Source organism: Niallia sp. FSL W8-0954 (assembly GCF_038005605.1).
Classification (GTDB): Bacteria; Bacillota; Bacilli; order Bacillales; family Cytobacillaceae; genus Niallia; species Niallia circulans_A.
The window spans coordinates 102,501-105,000 of the sequence record NZ_JBBOTN010000001.1 but is presented as its reverse complement, the minus strand read 5'-3'; the positions used below and the strand labels follow the sequence as shown (position 1 = coordinate 105,000).

Sequence of the window (2,500 nt, the reverse complement as noted above, 5' to 3'; positions counted from 1 at the left end):
GTTTCATGGAGCGGAAGACGGGATTCGAACCCGCGACCCCCACCTTGGCAAGGTGGTGTTCTACCACTGAACTACTTCCGCATGTATTTAATTGATAATAAATTGGTGCGGGTGAAGGGAGTCGAACCCCCACGCCTTGCGGCGCTAGATCCTAAGTCTAGTGCGTCTGCCAATTCCGCCACACCCGCAGACAAAAATAAGATGAGCCATGGAGGATTCGAACCTCCGACCCTCTGATTAAAAGTCAGATGCTCTACCAACTGAGCTAATGGCTCATAAAATGGTGCCGGCTAGAGGACTTGAACCCCCAACCTACTGATTACAAGTCAGTTGCTCTACCAATTGAGCTAAACCGGCGTAATATAGTTTGTCCAATAATAAATGGTGGAGGATGACGGGATCGAACCGCCGACCCTCTGCTTGTAAGGCAGATGCTCTCCCAGCTGAGCTAATCCTCCATATATAATGCCTGGCGACGTCCTACTCTCACAGGGGGAGAACCCCCAACTACCATCGGCGCTGAGAAGCTTAACTTCCGTGTTCGGTATGGGAACGGGTGTGACCTTCTCGCTATCGCCACCAGACTATTTAATTTTTGAGGTTATTCCCTCAAAACTAGATTATGAAGTAAAAGAAAGAACAAGTAATCTTTCTTAGCTTACGCTAAGATTATTTTAGTTAAGTCCTCGATCTATTAGTATCAGTCAGCTCCACATGTCGCCACGCTTCCACCTCTAACCTATCAACCTGATCATCTTTCAGGGATCTTACTAGCTTACGCTATGGGAAATCTCATCTTGAGGGGGGCTTCATGCTTAGATGCTTTCAGCACTTATCCCTTCCGCACATAGCTACCCAGCGATGCCTTTGGCAAGACAACTGGTACACCAGCGGTGCGTCCATCCCGGTCCTCTCGTACTAAGGACAGCTCCTCTCAAATTTCCTACGCCCACGACGGATAGGGACCGAACTGTCTCACGACGTTCTGAACCCAGCTCGCGTACCGCTTTAATGGGCGAACAGCCCAACCCTTGGGACCGACTACAGCCCCAGGATGCGATGAGCCGACATCGAGGTGCCAAACCTCCCCGTCGATGTGGACTCTTGGGGGAGATAAGCCTGTTATCCCCGGGGTAGCTTTTATCCGTTGAGCGATGGCCCTTCCATGCGGAACCACCGGATCACTAAGCCCGACTTTCGTCCCTGCTCGACTTGTAGGTCTCGCAGTCAAGCTCCCTTGTGCCTTTACACTCTACGAATGATTTCCAACCATTCTGAGGGAACCTTTGGGCGCCTCCGTTACTTTTTAGGAGGCGACCGCCCCAGTCAAACTGCCCACCTGACACTGTCTCCCACCCCGATCAGGGGTGCGGGTTAGAATGTCAATACAGCCAGGGTAGTATCCCACCAATGCCTCCACCGAAGCTAGCGCTCCGGCTTCCAAGGCTCCTACCTATCCTGTACAAGCTGTACCAAAATTCAATATCAGGCTGCAGTAAAGCTCCACGGGGTCTTTCCGTCCTGTCGCGGGTAACCTGCATCTTCACAGGTACTATAATTTCACCGAGTCTCTCGTTGAGACAGTGCCCAGATCGTTACACCTTTCGTGCGGGTCGGAACTTACCCGACAAGGAATTTCGCTACCTTAGGACCGTTATAGTTACGGCCGCCGTTTACTGGGGCTTCAATTCAGAGCTTCGCACTAACGTGCTAACCCCTCCTCTTAACCTTCCAGCACCGGGCAGGTGTCAGCCCCTATACTTCGCCTTGCGGCTTCGCAGAGACCTGTGTTTTTGCTAAACAGTCGCCTGGGCCTATTCACTGCGGCTCTCGCAGGCTTGCACCCGCAAGAGCACCCCTTCTCCCGAAGTTACGGGGTCATTTTGCCGAGTTCCTTAACGAGAGTTCTCTCGCTCACCTTAGGATTCTCTCCTCGCCTACCTGTGTCGGTTTGCGGTACGGGCACCCTAAATCTCGCTAGAGGCTTTTCTTGGCAGTGTGGAATCAGGAACTTCGGTACTATATTTCCCTCGCCGTCACAGCTCCGCTTATGTGGTAATGGGATTTGCCTCATTACCAGCCTAACTGCTTGGACGTGCTAATCCAACAGCACGCTTACCCTATCCTCCTGCGTCCCCCCATTGCTCAAACGATTTAAAGGTGGTACAGGAATATCAACCTGTTGTCCATCGCCTACGCTTTTCAGCCTCGGCTTAGGTCCCGACTAACCCTGAGCGGACGAGCCTTCCTCAGGAAACCTTAGGCATTCGGTGGATGAGATTCTCACTCATCTTTCGCTACTCATACCGGCATTCTCACTTCTAAGCGCTCCACCAGTCCTTACGGTCTAGCTTCAACGCCCTTAGAACGCTCTCCTACCACTGACATCAAAGATGTCAATCCACAGCTTCGGTGATACGTTTAGCCCCGGTACATTTTCGGCGCAGAGTCACTCGACCAGTGAGCTATTACGCACTCTTTAAATGGTGGCTGCTTCTAA

5 tRNA genes and 2 rRNA genes (1 of these 7 running past the window's edge) are annotated in these 2,500 nt (G+C 51.8%); all 7 read right to left on the bottom strand.

What is annotated here, in order from left to right:
• Nucleotides 1–6: 6 nt before the first annotated feature.
• A tRNA-Gly gene (locus NX902_RS00545) sits at nucleotides 7–81 on the bottom strand.
• 22 nt (nucleotides 82–103) lie between these two features.
• A tRNA-Leu gene (locus NX902_RS00540) sits at nucleotides 104–188 on the bottom strand.
• Between the two features lie 14 nt (nucleotides 189–202).
• Nucleotides 203–275, bottom strand: a tRNA-Lys gene (locus tag NX902_RS00535).
• A 6-nt stretch (nucleotides 276–281) separates the two neighbouring features.
• A tRNA-Thr gene (locus NX902_RS00530) sits at nucleotides 282–357 on the bottom strand.
• 25 nt (nucleotides 358–382) lie between these two features.
• Nucleotides 383–458 (bottom strand) — tRNA-Val (locus tag NX902_RS00525).
• Nucleotides 459–467: 9 nt separating this feature from the next.
• Nucleotides 468–584 (bottom strand): 5S ribosomal RNA (gene rrf, locus NX902_RS00520).
• A gap of 90 nt (nucleotides 585–674) precedes the next feature.
• A 23S ribosomal RNA gene (locus NX902_RS00515) occupies nucleotides 675–2,500 on the bottom strand; it runs 1,110 nt beyond the window's last position.